At 71.0% G+C, this 18,512-nt stretch carries 20 protein-coding genes; 2 read left to right on the plus strand and 18 right to left on the minus strand.

The features are described 5' to 3' along the window. Position 1: 1 nt before the first annotated feature. The 5 genes from ABEA34_RS23435 to hisD are packed head-to-tail and all read right to left on the minus strand — an operon-like array spanning position 2 to position 3,942. The gene (locus tag ABEA34_RS23435; RefSeq protein ID WP_345524180.1) at positions 2-325 is read right to left on the minus strand and encodes a hypothetical protein; all 324 of its coding nucleotides are present in this window, start codon (positions 323-325) and stop codon (positions 2-4) included. After that, positions 322-957 carry an imidazole glycerol phosphate synthase subunit HisH gene (gene hisH / locus ABEA34_RS23440; protein WP_345524181.1) on the minus strand — a complete coding sequence of 212 codons (636 nt, stop codon included), beginning with the start codon at positions 955-957 and terminating at the stop codon, positions 322-324. The genes ABEA34_RS23435 and hisH overlap by 4 nt, the downstream gene beginning before the upstream one ends. After that, a complete protein-coding gene (hisB, locus tag ABEA34_RS23445) occupies positions 954-1,553 on the minus strand; it encodes an imidazoleglycerol-phosphate dehydratase HisB (RefSeq protein WP_345524182.1) in 600 nt (199 codons plus the stop codon). Before hisB ends, hisH begins: the two co-directional genes overlap by 4 nt. Then, positions 1,550-2,644, minus strand: coding sequence for a histidinol-phosphate transaminase (locus tag ABEA34_RS23450; protein WP_345524183.1), 1,095 nt, complete (start codon positions 2,642-2,644; stop codon positions 1,550-1,552). Before ABEA34_RS23450 ends, hisB begins: the two co-directional genes overlap by 4 nt. Further along, complete coding sequence (hisD, locus tag ABEA34_RS23455) at positions 2,641-3,942, minus strand: histidinol dehydrogenase (RefSeq protein ID WP_345524184.1); 1,302 nt, start codon at positions 3,940-3,942, stop codon at positions 2,641-2,643. Before hisD ends, ABEA34_RS23450 begins: the two co-directional genes overlap by 4 nt. Before the next feature lie 71 nt (positions 3,943-4,013). Here hisD and ABEA34_RS23460 point away from each other — a divergent pair, with 71 nt between their 5' ends. Both ABEA34_RS23460 and ybaK read left to right on the plus strand, forming a co-directional pair. After that, on the plus strand, positions 4,014-4,679 hold the full coding sequence (locus ABEA34_RS23460; RefSeq protein WP_345524185.1) for an LON peptidase substrate-binding domain-containing protein: 666 nt from the start codon (positions 4,014-4,016) through the stop codon (positions 4,677-4,679). Then, positions 4,679-5,164: a Cys-tRNA(Pro) deacylase gene (gene ybaK / locus ABEA34_RS23465; RefSeq protein WP_345524323.1), complete on the plus strand. Its 486-nt coding sequence runs from the start codon at positions 4,679-4,681 to the stop codon at positions 5,162-5,164. The genes ABEA34_RS23460 and ybaK overlap by 1 nt, the downstream gene beginning before the upstream one ends. Before the next feature lie 2 nt (positions 5,165-5,166). Here the strand turns inward: ybaK and ABEA34_RS23470 are convergent, their stop codons facing one another. The 13 genes from ABEA34_RS23470 to ftsZ form a co-directional block, all read right to left on the minus strand. Next, positions 5,167-6,849, minus strand: a complete 1,683-nt coding sequence (locus ABEA34_RS23470; RefSeq protein ID WP_345524186.1) for a DUF3352 domain-containing protein — start codon at positions 6,847-6,849, stop codon at positions 5,167-5,169. A gap of 52 nt (positions 6,850-6,901) precedes the next feature. Continuing rightward, the gene (locus tag ABEA34_RS23475) at positions 6,902-7,444 is read right to left on the minus strand and encodes a hypothetical protein (RefSeq protein ID WP_345524187.1); all 543 of its coding nucleotides are present in this window, start codon (positions 7,442-7,444) and stop codon (positions 6,902-6,904) included. Further along, positions 7,441-10,995 (minus strand): DNA polymerase III subunit alpha, encoded by a 3,555-nt coding sequence (dnaE, locus tag ABEA34_RS23480; RefSeq protein ID WP_345524188.1) that lies wholly within the window; start codon positions 10,993-10,995, stop codon positions 7,441-7,443. Before dnaE ends, ABEA34_RS23475 begins: the two co-directional genes overlap by 4 nt. A 236-nt stretch (positions 10,996-11,231) precedes the next feature. Further along, positions 11,232-11,687, minus strand: coding sequence for a GNAT family N-acetyltransferase (locus ABEA34_RS23485; RefSeq protein WP_345524189.1), 456 nt, complete (start codon positions 11,685-11,687; stop codon positions 11,232-11,234). Further along, positions 11,677-12,570, minus strand: coding sequence for an RluA family pseudouridine synthase (locus ABEA34_RS23490; protein ID WP_345524324.1), 894 nt, complete (start codon positions 12,568-12,570; stop codon positions 11,677-11,679). The genes ABEA34_RS23485 and ABEA34_RS23490 overlap by 11 nt, the downstream gene beginning before the upstream one ends. A gap of 41 nt (positions 12,571-12,611) precedes the next feature. After that, positions 12,612-13,202: a signal peptidase II gene (gene lspA / locus ABEA34_RS23495; protein WP_345524190.1), complete on the minus strand. Its 591-nt coding sequence runs from the start codon at positions 13,200-13,202 to the stop codon at positions 12,612-12,614. Further along, entirely contained in the window at positions 13,175-14,086 is a 912-nt protein-coding gene (locus tag ABEA34_RS23500) for a TraR/DksA family transcriptional regulator (RefSeq protein ID WP_345524191.1), read from the minus strand. The genes lspA and ABEA34_RS23500 overlap by 28 nt, the downstream gene beginning before the upstream one ends. A 154-nt stretch (positions 14,087-14,240) precedes the next feature. Further along, positions 14,241-14,984 (minus strand): DivIVA domain-containing protein, encoded by a 744-nt coding sequence (locus ABEA34_RS23505; RefSeq protein WP_345524192.1) that lies wholly within the window; start codon positions 14,982-14,984, stop codon positions 14,241-14,243. 91 nt (positions 14,985-15,075) lie between these two features. Further along, on the minus strand, positions 15,076-15,369 hold the full coding sequence (locus tag ABEA34_RS23510; protein WP_345524193.1) for a YggT family protein: 294 nt from the start codon (positions 15,367-15,369) through the stop codon (positions 15,076-15,078). 12 nt (positions 15,370-15,381) lie between these two features. After that, entirely contained in the window at positions 15,382-15,879 is a 498-nt protein-coding gene (locus tag ABEA34_RS23515) for a cell division protein SepF (RefSeq protein ID WP_345524195.1), read from the minus strand. Positions 15,880-15,937: 58 nt separating this feature from the next. Further along, positions 15,938-16,639, minus strand: coding sequence for a YggS family pyridoxal phosphate-dependent enzyme (locus ABEA34_RS23520; protein WP_345524196.1), 702 nt, complete (start codon positions 16,637-16,639; stop codon positions 15,938-15,940). Continuing rightward, positions 16,636-17,322, minus strand: coding sequence for a purine nucleoside phosphorylase YfiH/LACC1 family protein (locus tag ABEA34_RS23525; protein ID WP_345524197.1), 687 nt, complete (start codon positions 17,320-17,322; stop codon positions 16,636-16,638). The genes ABEA34_RS23520 and ABEA34_RS23525 overlap by 4 nt, the downstream gene beginning before the upstream one ends. Continuing rightward, the gene (gene ftsZ / locus ABEA34_RS23530) at positions 17,319-18,488 is read right to left on the minus strand and encodes a cell division protein FtsZ (protein WP_345524198.1); all 1,170 of its coding nucleotides are present in this window, start codon (positions 18,486-18,488) and stop codon (positions 17,319-17,321) included. Before ftsZ ends, ABEA34_RS23525 begins: the two co-directional genes overlap by 4 nt. Positions 18,489-18,512: the final 24 nt, after the last annotated feature.

The raw sequence follows: 18,512 nt of genomic DNA on the forward strand, positions 1-18,512 counted from the left end.
GTCAGTTCGTCATCAGGATCAGGAGGATCGGGGCGATCAGCACGCTCAGCGCGAGGGCGAGCATCCGCACGGCCCAGTCGCCGGAGGCGACCCAGACCAGCACGTTGAGCACCAGCACCGACACGACGAGCATCCGCGTGCGGGTCCGGTTGCGGGCCGCGATCACGCCGGTGGGAGTGGTCCGCCGCTTCGGCAGCCACCGTGTCAGCGTCGAGACCCGAGCATCGCGACGCGCCTTGCGCTCGGCCTCCGCCGCCCGGGCGGCAGCGGCCGCGGCGGTCTCCGCCTCCCGCTCCGCTCGGCGCTGCGCGCGTTCCTTGCTCACAGCGACTGCACCCAGTTGCGCAGCAGGGCGGCGCCGGCGTCGCCGGACTTCTCGGGGTGGAACTGGGTGGCTGTCAGCGGGCCGTTCTCGACGGCCGCGACGAACCGGTCCCCACCGTGCTCGGCCCAGGTGACGAGCGGCGGGCGGGTGCGGTCGTTGGTCTCGAGCGTCCAGTCGCGGACGGCGTAGGAGTGCACGAAGTAGAAGCGCTCGTCCTCGATGCCGTCGAAGAGCGTGCTGCCGGTGGGGACGTCCACGGTGTTCCAGCCCATGTGCGGCACGACGGGCGCCTGGATCCGCTCGACGACGCCGGGCCACTCGTCGCAGCCCTCGGTCTCGACGCCGTGCTCGACCCCGCGCTCGAAGAGCACCTGCATGCCGACGCAGATGCCCAGCACCGGACGACCCCCGGCGAGCCGGCGGCCGATGATCCGCTCGCCCTTGACCGCGCGCAGGCCGGCCATGCAGGCGGCGTACGCGCCGACGCCCGGGACCAGCAGACCGTCGGCGTTGAGCGCCGCGTCGAAGTCACCGGTGAGCGTGACCTCGGCGCCGGCGCGCTCGACCGCGCGCACGGCGGAGCGGAGGTTGCCCGACCCGTAGTCGAGCACCACGACGTTCGGAGTGCTCAAAGAGAACCCTTGGTGGAGGGGACGCCCGTCTCGCGCGGGTCGAGCGCGACCGCGTCACGGAAGGCCCGGGCGAACGCCTTGAACTGCGTCTCGACGATGTGGTGCGGCTCGCGCCCGGCGAGCACGCGCACGTGCAGCGCGAAGTGGCCGTGGAAGGCGATCGACTCGAAGACGTGCTGCGTCAGCGAGCCCAGGTAGTCCGAGCCGAGCACGACGTACTGCTGACCCTCGGGCTCGCCGGTGTGCACGCAGTAGGGGCGGCCGGAGACGTCGACGACGGCCTGCACCAGCGCCTCGTCGAGCGGCACGGTGGCGTCGCCGAAGCGGCGGATGCCCACCTTGTCGCCGAGTGCCTGGCGCAGCGCCTGGCCGAGCACGATCGCGGTGTCCTCGACCGTGTGGTGGGCGTCGATGTGGGTGTCGCCCTCGGTCTGCACGGTCAGGTCGAGCAGCGCGTGCCGACCGAACGCGTCGAGCATGTGGTCGAAGAAGCCGACACCGGTCGAGACGTCGGTGCGGCCGCTGCCGTCGAGGTCGACCTCGACGATGACCTTCGACTCCTTGGTCTGACGCTCGATGCGCGCAGTCCTGCTCATGACACGTCCTGTTCTACGACTTCGGTCAGTGCGTTCTTGAAGGCCATCATCTCGTCTGCCGTGCCGATCGACACCCGCAGCCACCCGTCGGGGCCGGTCTCCCGGATCAGCACCCCCCGGTCGAGCAGTCCCTGCCAGACAGCATGACGGTCCGCGAAGGTCCCGAACAACGCGAAATTGGCGTCGGAGTCCGCGACCTGCAGACCCTGGGCCCGCAGCCAGTCGACGGTCGTGTCCCGCTCCGCGCGCAGCTCGTCGACCTTGCCGAGCAGCTCGGGGGCGTGCCGGAGAGCAGCGAGCGCGGCCGCCTGGGTGACGGACGAGAGGTGGTAGGGCAGCCGGACGACGCGGATCGCGTCGCAGATCGCCGGGTCGGCGGCGAGGTAGCCGAGCCGGAGGCCGGCCGCAGCGAAGGCCTTGCTCATCGTCCGGGACACGACCAGGTTGCGGTGCTCGGGCAGCAGCTCGACCGCGCTCGGCACGCCGGTGCGCCGGAACTCGCCGTACGCCTCGTCGACGACCACGATGCCGTCCCCGGCGGCCTCGCAGAGCATCCCGACCGCCTCCGGCGGGAGCGCGGTGCCGGTCGGGTTGTTGGGGCTCGGCAGCAGGATGACGCTCGGCTGCCGCTCCTTGACCAGGTCGCGAGCGTGGTCGAGGTCGAGGGAGAAGTCGCTCTCCCGGTGCCCGACGACCCACTCCGTGACGGTGTCGCGGGCGTACTCCGGGTACATCGAGTACGTCGGCGCGAAGCTGAGCGCCGTCCGGCCCGGCCCTCCGAACGCCTGCAGCAGCTGGAGCATCACCTCGTTGCTGCCGTTGGCCGCCCACACCTGCTCGGGCGCGATGCCGTGGGGCGTGTCGCGGGAGAGGTACGCCGCGAGCGCGGTGCGCAGCTCGGTGAACTCGCGGTCCGGGTAGCGGTGGAGCGTGGTCGCGGCGGTCGCGACGGCGGTCGCGATGTCGGCCGTGCAGGCGAGCGACGGCCCGTAGGGGTTTTCGTTGACGTTGAGCTGGACGGGCACGTCCAGCTGCGGGGCGCCGTACGGTTCGATGCCCCGCAGCTCCTCGCGGAGCGGCGGCCAGCTCATTGCTGGAACCGGACGGACACCGCGGCGCCGTGACCGGGCAGGTCCTCGGCGTTGGCGAGGGTGACGACGTGGTCGGCGACCTCGGCGAGCGCGTCGCGGCTGTAGTCGACGACGTGCACCGACTTGGTGAACGCGCGCACCGACAGGCCGCTGCTGTGGCAGGCGCAGCCCGCGGTCGGCAGGACGTGGTTGGAGCCGGCGCAGTAGTCGCCGAGGCTGACCGGGGCGTGCTGCCCGACGAAGATCGCGCCGGCGTTGCGCACCCGGGCGGCGTACGACGACGCGTCCGCGGTGTGGATCTCGAGGTGCTCGGCGGCGTACGCGTTGACGACGTCGAGGCCCTGCTCGAGGTCGTCGACGAGCACGATCCCGGACTGGTTGCCGGTCAGCGCGGTGCGGATCCGCTCGACGTGCTTGGTCGCCGAGACCTGCTTGTCGAGCTCGGCGTCGACGTCGTCGGCGAGCCGCTCCGACGTCGTGACGAGCACGGCCGCGGCGAGCGGGTCGTGCTCGGCCTGGCTGACCAGGTCGGCGGCGACGTACGCCGCCTCGGCGGTGTCGTCGGCGAGGATCGCGATCTCGGTCGGGCCGGCCTCGGAGTCGATGCCGACCTGGCCCTTGAGCAGCCGCTTGGCGGTGACCGTGTAGATGTTGCCCGGACCGGTGACCAGGTCGACCTTGGCGCAGGAGCCCACGCCGTACGCGAACATGGCGATCGCCTGGGCGCCGCCGACGGCGTACACCTCCTCGACGCCGAGCAGCGCGCACGCGGCCAGGATCGTCGGGTGCACCTGGCCGCCGAACTCCCGCTGCGGCGGGCTGGAGAGCGCGATCGAGCGGACGCCGGCGGTCTGCGCAGGGACGACGTTCATCAGCACGCTGGAGACCAGCGGCGCGAGACCTCCGGGCACGTAGAGGCCGACCCGGTCGACCGGCACCTTGCGGTGCGTCACGCGGGCGCCGGGCCCGAGGTCGGTGACGGCGTCGTGCTCCAGCTCGTTGGCGCAGGTCAGCCGCAGCCGCCGGATCGACTCCTCGAGACCGGCCCGGATCGCCGGGTCGAGCTGCTCCAGAGCCTCCGCGGTGGCGCCGGGCGGGACCCGGATGTCGTCGACGGTCACGCCGTCGAAGCGCTCGCCGTACTCGCGGATCGCGTCCAGGCCACGGGTGCGCACCGCCTCGCAGATCGCATGCACCGCCGGCACCGCCGCCTCGACGTCGAAGTCGGCACGGGGCACGGCTGCGCGGTAGTCGACCGCGGTGCGGTCGGCTCCTCGCAGGTCGATGCGCTGGATCATGCATCGATTCTACGAGCGCGCGCCTGTCGCGGCGGATCGGCGACAGTGGCTGGACCGACTAGGTTGGAGGTGTGAGCGACACGCTGCCGATGTTCCCGTTGAACGCGGTGCTGTTCCCCGGGCTCAGCGTGCCGCTCAAGGTCTTCGAGGACCGCTACCGGGCGCTGGTGCACCACCTGCTGCGCATCGAGGACCCGATCGGGCGGACGTTCGGGTCGGTCGGGATCCGCGAGGGCTACGAGGTCGGCGACCACGGCGCGCAGTCGCTCTACCGGATCGGCTGCCGGATGCAGCTGACCGAGGTCGAGAGCCACCCGGACGGGACCTTCGACGTGGTCGCGGTCGGCCTGGAGCGGATCGAGCTCGAGCGCCTCGACACGTCGGGCACGTTCCCGGTCGGCCACGTCGCCGACCGGCCGGACACCTCGACGCCGGTGCCCGAGGAGGTGCTGGAGCGTGCCCGGGCGGCGTTCACGGCCTACCGGGTCGCCCTGGCGGACCTGCGCAGCGACCCGTACGACGGCGCGCTCCCCCGCGACCCGACGTACCTCTCCTGGACCCTGGCCGCCGTCGCGCCGCTGCCGATGTCGGAGCGCCAGTCGCTCCTGGAGGCCGAGGACGCCACCGACCGGCTGGTCCTGCTCACGGACCTGCTGCGCGCCGAGCTGCGCGCCATGAACGTCATCCCGTCGCTGCCGGCCACCGAGGTGGCCCGCACGCGGTGGTCGCCGAACTGATGGCCAGGAGACCCACCGGCGGGACGCCGGCGACCGTCGCCCTGTCGCGCGCGGGCATCGAGTTCACCCTGCATGAGTACCACCACGACCCGCGTGCGGAGTCCTACGGCCTGGAGGCCGCGGAGGCGCTCGGGGTCGAGCTGGGCCGCGTCTTCAAGACCCTGATGTCCAGCGTCGACGGGGTCCTCACCGTGGGGATCGTCCCGGTGTCCGGCCAGCTCAACCTCAAGTCCCTGGCCCGGGCCGTCGGCGGCAGCAAGGCCGCCATGGCCGACCTGGCCGCCGCCGAGCGGGCGACCGGGTACGTCGCCGGCGGGATCTCGCCGATCGGCCAGAAGCGCGCCCACCCGACCGTGCTCGACCGGTCGGCGTCGACGCACGCCACGATCTTCGTCTCGGCCGGTCGCCGGGGGTTGGATCTCGAGATCTCCCCCGACGACCTGGTGCGCGTCACCCGCGCGATCGTCGCCCCGATCGGGCGTTAGCGTCAGTCGGTCGTGATCTTGAGGACGGCATGCGCGGTGTCGTCGTCGACCCAGGCGCTCATGCCCAGGGCCTCGAGAGGCTTGAGGTTGTCGCGGACCTCGGCGTCGTCCCCGGCGAGCTCGGCGAGCCAGTGGTCGCCAGCAGCGAAGTTGACGTACAGGATCGCGGCCGCGTCGTCCGCGTGCTCGACGACGGTCTTGAACGGGTCGGAGTCGCCCAGACCACCGTTCTCGAGCAGCACCTTGCGGTAGTCGGCGTCCGGGCCGATCGCGACGACGTCGCCGTCGGAGTCGCTGTCGAGGACACCACCGTCGGCACCGCCGGCCGAGGCGCGCAGCTTGTCGAGGACTCCCTCGATGTCGTCGGCCTCTCCGATGACCTTGACGCCGATGCCGCTCGGGCCCGCGTTGCCGTCGACCCCGGGGAGCCCGGTGATCGACGACGGGTCGAAGTCACCGTCGACGGCGAGCGTCAGCGACTCCCCGACGAGGGTCTCGACGTCGCCGGGCAGCTCGATGCCGAGCTGCTCACCCGCCTCCGCCAGCAGGTCGTCGGACGACTCCCCCGACGCCTTCGCGAACTGGTCGACGAGGTCGGTCAGCCACCCCTTCTCGAAGCTCAGCCCGATCGCCGCGGCGGTGTCGTCGGGCAGCGCCGAGACGGCCTCCGCGCCGTCGTCGCCACCGGTCACGGCCTGGCCGGTGGCGGCCGGGTCCGCGGCCAGCTCGAGCTCGAGCCCGCCGTCGTCGAATCGGATCGTGGCGGCCGCTCCCTTGAAGTCCTTGAGCGCGTCGGTCACCTCGTCGGGGGCCGTCTCGCCGTCGGTCAGCGAGACCCCCGAGCACGGCGCCGGGCAGGCGAGCGCGCTGGACCCCAGCGCGAGGCCGCCGAGGCCGCCGAGGTTGTCCGCCAGGACCTTGCCGGCTGCCGGCGCCGCGTACATCGACACGATGCCGGAGTCACCCGCGGCGTCGGTCCACTGCTGGTAGTCGTCGTCGTCCGCGAGCGAGGAGTCCGCGGCGTCGTCGGCGATCCCGTCGACGGTCTTCTGGTCCTCACCCAGCAGAGCCCAGTCGCCGTCGATGTGCCACGCGACGTTGTCGGAACCGCCGGCGCACTCGCGCAGCTTGCCCAGGCCCTGGTCGGCGGCGTCCGCGTCGGACACCTGCACCACGAAGACCGGGGTCGGCGTGTCCCCACCGGTGTCGACCGCAGCGACGGCGAACCGGTCGCCCAGCCAGGGCGCGATGTCGTCGTCGTAGTCGAGGTCGGCGCACCCGGACTCGTCCTGGATCTGGTCGAAGATCCACTCGCGGACGTCGTCGTCGGTGTCGAGGCCGACCTGGTCCTCGAACGCCGGGAACTTCTTGAGCGTGCGCAGCGCCTCGATCTTCTGGCCACCGCTGGGGTCGAGGTCCACGCTCGCGTAGGCGATCGTCTTCGCCGGGAGGGCCTCGGCCGGCTGTGCCCCCGTCGAGAGGAACGACCACGCCGCCCAGGCGGCACCGCCGACGGCCACGACGCCGAGCGCTCCGACGACAGCGATCACGGCCGTACGCCGTCCGCGGACCGGCGCCGGGCCCGTCGACGACGTGAGCCGAGCACCCCCACGGCTGTCCAGGGTCTCCGGTCCGCTCCCGGGCGGGTCGGTCGGCGGCGGTCCGGGCGGAAGGTCGTAGGACACGTCTATCCCTCACGATCGATGCGCCGGCCCGTGCCGACGAGGTGGCAGCAGACTACCCAGCAACGGCGTCGTCGGTGACCGACTCCGCCCGCGGCGCCGGATGCCGGGGCGACAGCCCGATGAAGACCAGCACCAGACCGATCAGGGCACCGCTCGGCAGCGAGATCCACGGGCTGCGCCCGGAGACGGTCAGCTGCATCGGCAGCTTGGTGCCGTCGGCGGCGGTCTTGGCCAGGACGGCCGGGTCGGCGGGTCCGAGGGCGGTGCCGACCGTCAGCATCAGCCAGGCCGCGACGACCGAGCCGATGACGACCGCTGCCAACGTGAGCAGCGGCACCCGGTCGGCGACCAGCGCGATGACGATGCCCGCCAGCAGCCCGGCGGCTGTGCCGACCACGACGTACCAGCCGGTCCCCGAGAACTCGTGCTGGAGGCCGAGCGCGTCGCCGGCCGTCCAGCGGTGGTCGACCACGACGCCCGCCGTGGGGGTCCAGATCCACTGCCAGACCACGCCCGCGAGCGCCCCGACCGCGGCCAGGGCAGCGACGACGAGACCGAGCTGGAGGGCGATCCGTCCGGTGCTGGGGGTGCTCATCCGGCCAGGCATCCGGGTCCGAGCAGCTGTTTGAGGTCCGCGAAGAGCGCCGGGCTCGGCGTGACGCGGTGGTGGTCACCGATCCGCATGACGAGGGTCTTCTCCCGCATCAGCACCTTCAGGTGCACCTCGGTCACCCCGGGATGGGTCCGGAGCACCTCCTTGAGGTGGTCCACGGTGTCGGCGTTGACCCTGGTCTGCGGGAGCTTGATCACGACCGGTCCGGAGGGTCCGTCGGACAGGTCCGGGAGGCTGACCTCCTGGCCCATGATCTCGGGCTGGTCCTTGCTGCGGGAGAGCCGGCCCTTGACCGTGATGATCGCGTCCTCGGAGATCATGTGGCCCGACAGCTGCCACGAGCTCGGGAAGAGCAGCACGTCGATCGCGCCGTCGAGGTCCTCGAGGGTCACCATCCCCCAGGCGTCGCCGCGCTTCGTGATCTTGCGCTGCACGCCGGTCACCAGGCCGGTGATCGTGATCGGGCTGCCGTCGGCACGGTCCTCGTCGAGCATCAGCTGGCCGACGGTGCAGTCCGAGCTGTTGGCCAACAGGTGCTCGAGGCCGAGCAGCGGGTGGTCGGACACGTAGAGGCCGAGCATCTCCCGCTCGTGGCCGAGCAGGGTCATCTTGTCCCACTCGTCGAGGTGATCGGGGACGTCGACCCAGGTCGCGGCGGAGCCGATGTCCGCGGCGTCGAGCATGTCGAACATGGAGTCCTGACCGGTGTCGGTGTTCCGCTTCGAGTCGACGTACTTGTCGACGGCCTCCTCGTGGATGGCGATGATCGCCTTCCGCTTGTGCTTCATGTCGTCGAAGGCGCCTGCTCGCGCCAGCGAGTCGATGAGGCGCTTGTTGCAGACCAGGGCCGGCACCTTCTCCATGAAGTCGTTGAAGTGCTCGTAGCGGCCCTTCTCCTTGCGAGCCTCGACGATCTTCTCGACCACGTTCGCGCCGACGTTGCGGACGGCGGTCAGCCCGAAGCGGATGTCGTTGCCGACGGGCGTGAAGTTCGCCGACGACTCGTTGACGTCGGGCGGCAGCACCTGGATCTTCATCCGGCGGCACTCGTTGAGGTAGATCGCGGACTTGTCCTTGTCGTCCTTGACCGAGGTCAGCAGGGCCGCCATGTACTCGGCGGGGAAGTTGGCCTTGAGGTAGGCGGTCCAGTAGGAGACCAGGCCGTACGCCGCGGAGTGGGCCTTGTTGAACGCGTAGTCGGAGAACGGCAGCAGGGTGTCCCACAGCGTCTTGATGGCGCCCGCGGAGTAGCCGCGCTCGGTCATGCCCGCGGAGAAGCCGGCGAACTGCTTGTCCAGCTCCTCCTTCTTCTTCTTGCCCATGGCGCGCCGCAGGATGTCGGCCTGGCCGAGCGTGTAGCCGGCGAGCTTCTGCGCGATCGCCATGACCTGCTCCTGGTAGACGATCAGGCCGTAGGTCTCGCCGAGCACGTCCTCCAAGGCCTCGGCGAGCTCCGGGTGCAGCGCCTCGACCGGCTCGCGGCCGGTCTTGCGGCGGGCGTACTTGTTGTGGGAGTCGGCGCCCATCGGTCCGGGGCGGTAGAGCGCGCCGACGGCGGAGATGTCCTCGAACGAGTCCGGACGCATGCTGCGCAGCAGGGCACGCATCGGGCCGCCGTCGAGCTGGAAGACGCCGAGGGTGTCGCCGCGCTGGAGGAGCTTGTACGTCGCCTCGTCGGTGAGCTCGAGCTCCTCGAGGACCACGGTCTCCCCGCGGTTGGCCTCGATGTTGCGCACCGCGTCGTCGAGGACGGTGAGGTTGCGCAGGCCGAGGAAGTCCATCTTGATCAGCCCGAGGGCCTCGCAGGTGGGGTAGTCGAACTGCGTGATCATCGCGCCGTCGGCCGGCCGCTTGAGCATCGGGATGATGTCGAGCAGCGGCTCGCTGGACATGATCACGCCGGCGGCGTGCACGCCCCACTGGCGCTTGAGGCCCTCGATGCCGATGGCGGTGTCGACGACGCGCTTGACGTCGTTGTCGGCGTCGTACAGCGCCCGGAACTCGCCGCCCTCGCCGAACCGCTTGTGCTCGGCGTTGAAGATCTCCTGGAGCGGGACGTCCTTGCCCATCACGGCGGCGGGCATCGCCTTGGTGATGCGGTCACCCATCGCGAACGGGTAGCCGAGGATCCGCGAGGAGTCCTTGACGGCCTGCTTGGCCTTGATGGTGCCGTAGGTGACGATCATCGAGACGCGGTCGTCGCCGTACTTGTCGCTGACGTAGCGGATGACCTCGCCGCGCCGGCGCTCGTCGAAGTCGATGTCGAAGTCGGGCATCGAGACGCGGTCGGGGTTGAGGAAGCGCTCGAAGATCAGGCCGTGGACCAGCGGGTCCAGGTCGGTGATGCGCATCGCGTAGGCGACCATCGAGCCGGCGCCTGAGCCGCGGCCGGGGCCGACCCGGATGCCGTTGTCCTTCGCCCAGTTGATGAAGTCGGCGACCACCAGGAAGTAGCCCGGAAAGCCCATCTGGGTGATGACGCCGACCTCGAAGTCGGCCTGCTTGCGCACGTCGTCGGGGATGCCGGCGGGGTAGCGGTAGTGCAGCCCCTTCTCGACCTCCTTGACCAGCCAGGAGTCCTCGTTCTCGCCCTCCGGGCAGGGGAACCGCGGCATGAAGGTGCCGTTGCCCTCGGTGAAGGAGACGTCGCAGCGCTCGGCGATCAGCAGGGTGTTGTCGCAGGCCTCGGGGAAGTCGCGCCACAGGTCGCGCATCTCCCGCGCGGACTTGATGTAGTAGCCGTCGCCGTTGAACGCGAACCGCTGCCCCGGGCCGTCACCGGCCGGGATGTCCATCGTGGAGCCGGAGTTGATGCAGAGCAGGTGCTCCTGGCTCTTGGCATCCTCCCTGTTGACGTAGTGCGAGTCGTTGGTCGCGAGCAGCGGGATCTCGAGGTCCTTGGCCAGGCGCAGCAGGCCGTCGCGGACCCGGCGCTCGATGTCGAGCCCGTGGTCCATCAGCTCGAGGAAGTAGTTGTCCTTGCCGAGGATGTCCTGGAAGTCGGCCGCCGTCTGGCGAGCGGCGTCGTACGCCCCGTGCCGGAGGTGGACCTGCACCTCGCCCGACGGGCACCCGGTCGTGCCGATGATGCCCTTGCCGTGCCGGGACAGCAGCTCGCGGTCCATCCGCGGGTGCTTGAAGAAGCCGTCGCGCCAGGCGCCCGTGGAGAGCCGGAAGAGGTTGTGCATGCCCTCGGTGCTCTCCGAGAGCAGGGTCATGTGGGTGTAGGCGCCACGGTTGGAGACGTCGTCAGGACCGCCGCCGTAGAAGTTGACGCCCTTGCGCTCGAAGCGCGAGATGTTGGGCGCGAAGTAGGCCTCGATGCCGATGATCGGCTTGACCCCGGCGTTCTTCGCCTTCTTGTAGAACTCGTAGGCGCCGAACACGTTGCCGTGGTCGGTCATCGCGATCGCGGGCATCCCCAGCTCCGCCGTACGGTCCGCCAGCGCGCCGAGGCGGGCCGCCCCGTCGAGCATCGAGTACTCGGTGTGGACATGGAGGTGGACGAAGGAGTCCTGGGAGCCTGAAGCCATCGGCGCGGGCCACTCCTCGGCTGGTCTGTACGGCGGTGTCGGGCGGGTCGTGCGGGCGTGCAAGAACGGGGCCACGATCACGTCGTGGCGGCGCCTTGGGGAAGGACGCCAGACTACGCGACCGCAGGGGACGATGGTGGCACCCACCGCCGACACCCGGTGGCGGCGGTGGGTGCGCAGCCTTCCGGACGCGTGACGGCGCTGCGTAGCCTCCGGGACGGGTCGACTGACCGGCGCTACGAGCCGGCGCCGGTCCACTCCACGCGGAGGTCGGGAGCGCGCTCCTCGTTCTCCGAGCCGTCGGTGTGCTCGCGCTCGACCAGTCCGTGGCGGGCGTAGAACGCACGGGCGGGCGCGTTCGTCTCGAAGACCCACAGGCTGAAGCCGGCCGGGCGCTGGGCCTTGACCACCTCGAGGAGGGCGGATCCGACCCCTTGGCCGGCGTACGCCGGGAGGACGTACAGGTCGTCGAGCCAGGTCTCGGTGAACCGGGCGTAGCCCACCGGCACGCCGTCCGTCTCCGCGACCCAGACGTCGTCCAGCTCCAGGCGTCCGGCCAGCCACGCGCCGACCTCGGCGTCGGTGTGGATGCCCGGCGGCATCGGCGCCGCGGCCCGCGAGGCGAGGTGCACGGTCGTCACCGCAGCGGCGTCGTCCGCGGTGGCCGGCCGCAGGGTCAGCTCAGTCGGCATCTCGGATGACCTCGAGCGCGTGCTCGAGGTCGGCGGGGTAGGTCGACTCGTACTCGACGTGCTCCCCCGTGTCCGGGTGCTCGAAGCCCAGGCGCATGGCGTGCAGCCACTGACGCTCGAGCCCGACCCGCTTGGCGAGCGTGGGGTCCGCGCCGTACGTGAGGTCACCGACGCACGGGTGCTTGAGCGCGGCCATGTGCACCCGGATCTGGTGGGTGCGGCCGGTCTCGAGGTGGACCTCGAGCAGGCTGGCGAAGCGGTGCGCCTCGAGGGTCTCGTAGTGGGTGACGCTGTGGCGGCCGTCCGCCATCACCGCGAACTTCCAGTCGGACTTCGGGTGCCGGCCGATCGGGGCGTCGATCGTGCCCTCGAGAGGATCGGGGTGGCCCTGCACGAGAGCGTGGTAGACCTTGTCGACCGTCCGGTCACGGAAGGCCTGCTTGAGCACCGAGTAGGCGTGCTCGGACTTGCAGATCACCATCACGCCGGACGTGCCCACGTCGAGCCGCTGCACGATGCCCTGGCGCTCGGAGGCGCCGCTGGTGGAGATCCGGAAGCCCGCGCCGGCGAGGTGCCCGACCACGGTCGGGCCGGACCAGCCGGGCGAGGGGTGCACGGCGACGCCGACGGGCTTGTCGATCACCACGATCGCGTCGTCGTCGTGGAGGATCCGGATGCCCTCCACGACCTCCGGGACGACCTCGAGCGGGTTGATCTCGACCGGGATGCGGACGTCGAGGACCGCGCCTGGGAGCACCCGGTCGCTCTTGGCGACGGAGGCCCCGTCGAGCTCCACGTGCCCGGCGGCGATCAGGTCGGCGGCGCGGGTGCGGGACAGCCCGAACAGGCGCGCCATGGCGGCGTCGACGCGCTCGCCGGCCATCGCCTCGGGGATCGTCAGGACCCGGTGGTCGGCCTGGCCGCTCACTCGGCACCCGTCCCGGGCTGGGCCTCGGGCGCGTGCGCGGCACGGGTGCCGTCGAGGCGTACGCCGCGGAACACCTGGATCAGGATGAGTCCGGCCGCGATGTCGATGCTGATGTCGGCGACGTTGAAGACCGGCCAGTGCGGCAGCATGAAGAAGTCGATGACGTGGCCGCGCAGCGGACCCGGCCCCCGCACGAGCCGGTCGGTGAGGTTGCCCGCGACACCGGCGAGCAGGAACCCGAAGGCGAAGGCCCAGCCGAGGCTGCCGATCCGGCGGGCGAAGTAGCAGATCACCACGATCGCGACGATCGCGAGGCAGCTGAACACCTGGGTGTAGCCGGTCCCGGTGCTGAACGCGGCGCCCGGGTTGCGGACCAGGTGGAGCACGAGCAGTTCACCGACGACCTGGACGTCCGGACGGTCGGTCAGTCGGTCGACGGCGATGATCTTGGAGACCACGTCCACGGCGTACATCGTGGCGGCGACCAGCCCGAAGACCGCCAGCAGGCGGGCCCGTGAGCTCCGGGGTCGGGCGGGTGGGTCTACCTCGTGGTCGCCGGTCAGCGACGCTCCTCGCGCTGCTTGCATGTCATGCACAGTGTGGCACGCGGGAAGGCCATGAGCCGCATCTTGCCGATGGGGTTGCCGCACGACTCACAGACCCCGTAGGTGCCGTCGTCGATGCGCGCGAGCGCCCGCTCGATCTGGGCCAGTTTGTCGCGCTCGCTGTTGAGCACCATCAGCTCGTGGTCGCGCTCGAAGCTGCTGGCGCCCACATCGGCCTGGTCCTGTCCGGCGCCGTCGCCGGAGTCGCGCATCAGGCCGTTGAGGTCGCTGTCGAGGCCCTCGACGACCTCGCGGCTGTGCGTGCGCTGCTCGTGCAGCTCGTCCAGCACCTCCTTGAGCTCGGCCTTCGTCCAGGCTGCCTCGCCGGCGCCGACGACGAGCGCGCTGGGCGCGGTCTTGCGGGCGGGCGCCTTCTTGGCGGGGGCCGCCTTCTTCGCGGGGGCTGCCTTCTTGGCGGGTACGGCCTTCGTCACGGGAGCTGCCTTCTTGGCGGGAGTGGCCTTCGTGGCCGGGGCGGCCTTCTTCACGGGCGTCTTCTTGGCCGGCGCTGCCTTCTTCACGGGCGTCTTCTTGGCCGGCGCTGCCTTCTTCGCGGGGGCTGCTTTCTTGACCGGGGCTGCCTTCTTCGCGGGGGCCGCCTTCTTCGCGGGAGCTGCCTTCTTGATCGGGGCTGCCTTCTTCGCGGGGGCTGCCTTCTTCGCGGGGGCTGCCTTCTTGACCGGCGCTGCCTTCTTCGCGGGAGCCGCCTTCTTGACCGGAGCCGCCTTCTTCGCCGGCGCTGCCTTCTTCGCGGTCGAGCTGGAGCTCGTGGTCGCCGCCGCCTTCGCGGGCGCCCGCCGGGACATCACGGTGCGGGCTGCTGCCTTCGCCGTACCGGCGATCGACTTCCTCGTGGAGCGTGCCATGAGCGGGCCTCCTCGGCCGTTCGAGCGCCTGTGGTTCGTGCCACAGTGGGTGCAGGGAGGGTAGCCGCTGACCGGTGGCCGCTCCAATCCGCCGCACCGTAGACGACGACACCGGCCGTCCCCGAGGGAACGGCCGGTGTCGAGGTGGATCGGATCAGGCGTCGTCCTCGCCGAGGATCGAGCGCAGGCGCTTGGGCGCCGGCGCCTCGTCACCGCCGGAGGCCGGGGCCTCCGAGCCGGTGTTGAGCGACTCGAGCTGCTGGCTGAAGTAGCTCTTCAGCCGGGAGCGGTACTCGCGCTCGAACGACCGCAGGTTCTCGACCTCGCCGTTGAGCTTGTCGCGCTCCTTCTCGAGATCGCCGAACATCTGCCGGCGACGCTCGGCCGTCTCGGAGTCGAGCATCTGCGCACGCGTGCGAGCGTCGGCCTCGAGCCGGTCGGCCTTGGTACGGGACTCCACGTCGAGACGCTCGGACTTGGTCCGGGCCTCGGCGATGATCTTGTCCGCTTCGTTCTTCGCTTCCTCGACCAGCTCGTCGGCGTTGCGAGTCGCGATCTCGAGCAGTCGCGCAGCCGCGTTGGAGGCCTGCGGGACCGTCTCGACCCGGATCGTCTCCACCGGCGTCGCAGCGACGACCGGCTCGGGCGTCGGAACCGGCGTGGGCTCCGGCTCGGGCTCGGGCGTCTTCTCGACCACGGGCTGGGGCGCTGCGGGCGCCGGAGCACCGGACTGCGCGGCGGTGAGCTTCGACCTGAGGTCGTCGTTCTCCTTCGTGAGCCGCGCGAGCTCTGCCTCCACCTCGTCGAGGAACTGATCGACCTCACCCATGTCGTAGCCCTCGCGGAGCCGGACGGGAGTAAAGCGCTTGTTGCTCACGTCCTCAGGCGTCAGCGGCATGACCTCACCCATTCATTCTCGTCGAGTAACTGTCCGTCGAACAATAGCGCCTGTGCTGGTCACCGAAGCATCCAGCACCGCGCGTCCCAGGTCAGCCGAAGAAGATCTGCCGGTTGACCTGGAGCAGTACATAAGCAGCGATCATCACGATCAGGAAGCTCAGGTCGAGCGTGACGCTACCGATACGCAGCGGCGGGATGACCCGCCGCAGCGCCTTGATCGGCGGGTCCGTGATCGAGTAGACGACCTCGAGCGCGACCAGCAGGACCCCGCCAGGGGTCCAGGAGCGCGCAAAGATCTGCACCCAGTCCACGACGAAGCGGATCCACAGGAGCGCGATAAAGAACCACAGCAGCCCCTCGATGAGGCCTCCGGCAACTTCCACGTACGACGCGTCCTAGCTTTGGTTGAAGAACCCGCCCTCGGCGATGCGCTGCTTGTCCTCGGCAGCGACCGAGACGTTGGGCGGTGAGAGCAGGAAGACCTTGTTGGTGACGCGCTCGATGGTGCCACGGGTGGCAAAGACGAGTCCTGCCGCGAAGTCCACCAAGCGCTTGGCGTCAGTGTCGTCCATGTCGGACAGGTTCATGATCACCGGGGTGCCGTCGCGGAAGTTCTCACCGACCGTGCGCGCCTCGTTGTAGGTGCGCGGGTGCAGCGTCGTGATCCGGGACAGCTCGGCCACGACCCCGACCGGGCCGGGCGTCGTACGCCGCCGCTCGGACAGGTCGGCGACCGGAGCCGACCGACCCTCCCGCTTCACGGGTCGCGCTGAGACCGGCATCGTCTCCTGGGTGTCGTACTCGCCCTCGTAGGACCCGTACTCGTCGTCGTACCGACCGGTGTCCTCGAGCAGGCCGAGGTACTCGCCGATCCTGCGCATTCCGCCGCTCATGACCTGTGTCCTCCGGTACTCCGCACCCGTTGCAGGGCGCACTCTTGGTAGTTGGACCCTACTTGAACTGAGGCCTCGAACCGAGAACCGCGGACCCGACACGCACGTGTGTCGCGCCGGCCCGGACGGCGTGCTCGAGATCGCCGCTCATCCCGGCCGAGAGCCAGGTGGCGTCCGGCCGCTCGGTGAGGAAATCACGCTGGATCGCGGCGAGCCGGTCGAAGGCCGCCGCGGGCTCCTCCCCGAGGGGAGCGACCGCCATCAGGCCGCGCAGCCGCAGCAGGCCTGCCTCCTCGACCGCGGCCGCGAGCGCCGGCAGGTCGCCGGGGTCGGCACCGGCCCGGCCGTCGCGTCCGGGCGGGTCGAGGCTGACCTGGAGCAGCACGTCGATGGCGTGCGACCGCGTGTGCGCGCCGGCCGCGAGCGGACGCACCAGCTTGGCGCGGTCCACGGACTCGACGACGTCGGCGTACGCCGCCACGGCGGCCGCCTTGTTGCTCTGGAGCCCGCCGATGAAGTGCCAGGCGAGGTCGAGGTCGGCGCACTCGGCGGCCTTGGCCTCGGCCTCCTGGTGGCGGTTCTCCCCCACGTCGGTGACGCCGAGGTCGGCGAGCAGCCGGACGTCGCTGGCGGGGAAGAACTTGGTCACCACCACCAGCCGGACGTCGTCGTCGGGGCGCCCGGCATCGGCGCAGGCGCCGGCGATCCGCTCCCGGACGGTCGCGAGGTTGGCGGCGAGCTCGTCGCGGCGGCCGCTCACGGGCTTCTCCACACGACGCCGGCCAGTCTCCCGGCCGCGGCGCCGTCGCGCCGGTAGGAGTGCAGGGACTCGTCCTCGCGCGTGCAGCCGCCGACCTCGGTCACGGCGACCCCCGCCGCCTCCAGCTGCGCGACGACGCCGGCCCCCAGGTCGAGCGCCGGCGTGCCCCAGCTCGTGGTCGCGCTGGTCGCGGGCACGACCGCGGCGACCTCGGCGCGCAGCTCCTCCGGCACCTCGTAGCAGGCACCGCAGATGTGCGGCCCGACCCACGCACGCACCCCGGTCGACCCGAGCGCGCACATGCTGTCGAGCGCAGCGGTCACGACGCCACGGCGTACGCCCTCGCGGCCGGCGTGGACGGCCCCGATCAGTCCGTCGTCCGCGACCAGCAGCACCGGGACGCAGTCGGCGGCCCGGGCCAGCAGCGCGACCCCGGGCCGGGCGGTCAGCAGCCCGTCGGCGTGCGGCCGCTCGTCGCCGGCGTCCTCGACGAGCACCACGTCGGTCCCGTGGACCTGGTGCATGAGGTACGGCGTCGCGCCGGTCGCCGTCGCCACCTCGGCGAGCGCTGCGTCGCGGGCCGCGGGCTCGGCCAGGTCGCCCAGGTCGAGGCGCCGGTCCGTGAACGCGACCGAGACCGTGCCGGTGGTCACCGGCACGGTCTCGCTGAAGAAGAAGGTCACTTCAGGAAGTCGGGGATGTCCAGGTCGTCGTCGTCGAACTGCACCTGGGTCGGCGCCGGCCGAGGTGCGGACGGCTGGGCGGCCTGCGGGGTGGAGGACGGGCGCGCCGCCGGGGCGGCGTTGGCCGGGACCGGCGCCTTCTCGGCGGGAGCCGACGCGGGCTTGGGCTCCTGCGCCGGCGTACGGCGCAGCACGTTGCCCTCGTCGCGACGCTTCGGCATGCCGCCGTCGAAGCCGGCCGCGATGACGGTGACCCGGACCTCGTCGCCGAGCGCGTCGTCGATGGTGGCACCGAAGATGATGTTGGCCTCGGGGTGCACGGCGTCGGCGACCAGCGCGGCCGCCTCGTTGATCTCGAAGAGGCCGAGGTCGGAGCCGCCGGCGATCGAGAGCAGCACGCCGTGGGCGCCGTCGATGCTCGCCTCAAGCAGCGGGCTGGAGACGGCCATCTCCGCGGCCTGGACCGAGCGGTCGTCGCCCCGGGCCGAGCCGATGCCCATCAGTGCCGAGCCGGCGTTGGCCATGACCGACTTGACGTCGGCGAAGTCGAGGTTGATCAGGCCGGGGGTGGTGATCAGGTCGGTGATGCCGGAGACACCCTGCAGCAGCACCTGGTCGGCCTGCTTGAAGGCGTCGAGGACCGACACGTTGCGGTCGCTGATCGAGAGCAGGCGGTCGTTGGGGATCACGATGAGGGTGTCGACCTCCTCGCGGAGCTGCGCGATGCCCTCCTCGGCGGAGTTGGCGCGGCGACGACCCTCGAACGCGAACGGCCGGGTGACGACGCCGATGGTCAGCGCACCCAGCGACCGCGCGATCCGGGCGACGATCGGGGCGCCACCGGTGCCGGTGCCACCACCCTCGCCCGCGGTCACGAACACCATGTCGGCGCCCTTGATGACCTCTTCGATCTCGTCGGAGTGGTCCTCGGCCGCGCGCGCACCCACCTCGGGGTTGGCGCCGGCGCCGAGGCCGCGGGTGAGCTCGCGACCGATGTCGAGCTTGACGTCGGCGTCGCTCATGAGGAGTGCCTGCGCGTCGGTGTTGATCGCGATGAACTCGACGCCCTTGAGTCCGACCTCGATCATCCGGTTGACGGCGTTGACACCACCACCACCGATACCGACGACCTTGATGATGGCCAGGTAGTTCTGTGCTGCTGCCACGGCGACTTCGCCTCTCGCTGCTCG

It is taken from the genome of Nocardioides conyzicola, from assembly GCF_039543825.1.
Lineage (GTDB): Bacteria > Actinomycetota > Actinomycetes > Propionibacteriales > Nocardioidaceae > Nocardioides > Nocardioides conyzicola.